Origin of the sequence: Stenotrophomonas sp. YIM B13575 (genome assembly GCF_042787595.1) — a bacterium.
GTDB classification, from domain to species: domain Bacteria; phylum Pseudomonadota; class Gammaproteobacteria; order Xanthomonadales; family Xanthomonadaceae; genus Stenotrophomonas; species Stenotrophomonas lactitubi_B.
Map to the genome: position 1 here is coordinate 1 of NZ_JBHZOP010000225.1, position 2,160 is coordinate 2,160.

A 2,160-nucleotide genomic window follows, 5' to 3' on the forward strand; every position below is an offset into this window, starting at 1 on the left:
GAGCCCACGCTCGGCTGCTTCTGCGGCAAGGGCAGCCGAGCGTGGGCTCGGCTCTACAGGGGCCGCAGCGCACGGTTGGCGACGGGGTAGCGCCGGGCCATGCCCGGCGAGCGCGCAGCGCGGCAACGCGTTAGGGTCAGCCTTCCTCGCGCACGATTTCCACCAACCTCGGGCCATAGCGGCTCAGCTTGGTGCCGCCGATGCCGCCCACCCGGGCCAGTTCGTCCAGCGAGGTCGGGCGCTGTTCGGCGATGTTGCGCAGGGTGCTGTCGTGGAAGATCACGAAGGCCGGTACGTTCTGCTCGCGCGCCAGCTCGGCGCGCAGGCCGCGCAGCGCGTTGAACAGGGCCAGGTCCTGCGGCAGCACCGACAGGCCGGTGCGCTGCGCGCTGCGTTCACGACCGGTGCTGGCACTGACCGCATCACGGCGCATGCTGATCTGGCGGCGACCGGTCAGCACGTCGCGGCTGGCATCGGTCAGGCGCAGGCCGCCATGGCCCTCGCTGTCCACTTCCAGCAGGCTGGCCGCCACCAGCTGGCGGAACACGCTGCGCCAGGTGCGCGCATCCAGGTCGCGGCCGATGGCGTAGGTGCTCAGCTTGTCGTGGCCCTGCTGCTTGACCTTCTCGTTCTCGCTGCCACGCAGGACGTCGATCAGGTGGCCGACGCCGAAGCGCTGGCCACTGCGGTACACACAGCTCAAAGCCTTCTGCGCGGGGATGGTGGCATCCCAGGCCGCAGGCGGGGTCAGGCAGTTGTCGCAGTTGCCGCAGGGCTTGGGATAGGTTTCACCGAAACCGGCCAGCAGCACCTGGCGGCGGCACTGCATCGATTCGCAGTAGCCCAGCAGGTGGTCGAGCTTGGACCGCTCCAGCTGCTTGCGCTCCTCGCTGGCCTCGGACTGCTCGATCATCTGCTTGAGCAGCACTACATCGCCCAGCCCATAGCAGAGCCAGGCCTCGGCGGCTTCGCCATCACGGCCAGCGCGGCCGGTTTCCTGATAGTAGCCTTCCATCGACTTGGGCAGGTCGGTGTGGGCGACGAAGCGCACGTCGGGCTTGTCGATGCCCATGCCGAAGGCGATGGTCGCGCACATGACAATGCCGTCTTCGCGCAGGAACCGACGCTGGTTGTTGGCACGCACTTCCGAGGGCAGGCCGGCGTGGTAGGGCAGGGCGTTGAAACCCTGCGTGCACAGGAACTCGGCGGTTTCCTCCACCTTGCGCCGTGACATGCAGTAGACGATGCCGGCCTCGCTGCGATGGCTGCGCAGGAAATCGCTCAGCTGCTTGCGGGCGTTGTCCTTCTGCACCACGGTGTAGCGGATGTTGGGGCGGTCGAAGGAGCTGACGAAGTGACGTGCTTCGGCCAGGTCCAGGCGCTCGGCGATCTCGCGCTGGGTCGGCGGGTCGGCGGTAGCGGTCAGGGCGATCCGCGGAATCTCCGGCCAGCGCTCGTGCAGGACGGTCAGCTGCCGGTATTCGGGGCGGAAGTCGTGGCCCCATTGCGACACGCAATGGGCTTCGTCGATGGCGAACAGGGCGATCCGGCTGCGCGACAGCAGCGACAGGAAGCGGCCGGTCAGCAGGCGCTCGGGGGCGACATAGAGCATGTCAAGCTCACCGGCGAGCAGTTCGCGTTCGACCCGGCCGGCCGTTTCGGCGTCCAGGGTCGAGTTCAGGAATTCGGCGCGCACGCCGAGCTGGCGCAGGGCTTCGACCTGGTCCTGCATCAAGGCGATCAGCGGCGAGATGACGATGCCACAGCCGTCACGCAGCAGGGCGGGCACCTGGTAGCACAGCGACTTGCCGCCACCGGTAGGCATCAGCACCAGGGCATCGTGACCGGCAGCCACATGCTCCACGATGTCCTGCTGCGGACCACGGAAATCGTCGTAACCAAAGACGCGGCGGAGCAGGTCGTGCGCGGGACGGGAAGCCATCCGGCTAGTTTACCCCGGCGGGGGAGTCGGCAGGGCTGCGCCCTGCACCTGCCATGAGCCAGAGCAACGTCAACGTCAACGTCAACGTCAAAGGCAACAGCCGGCTCTGGGGTGATCCGTGGTTTGGCGGGGCGGTGTCGGATTGCGGGGACGCCGCAAGTACGTCCCTGTAGGCTTGGCCGCGGCATCCATGCCGCGGACACCCCGCAATCCGACAC

At 67.8% G+C, this 2,160-nt stretch carries 1 protein-coding gene; it reads right to left on the minus strand.

Annotation, left to right across the window (positions count from 1 at the left end):
• Positions 1-136: 136 nt before the first annotated feature.
• A complete protein-coding gene (gene recQ, locus ACFX4F_RS21375; protein WP_380658378.1) occupies positions 137-1,942 on the minus strand; it encodes a DNA helicase RecQ in 1,806 nt (601 codons plus the stop codon).
• Positions 1,943-2,160 lie beyond the last annotated feature (218 nt).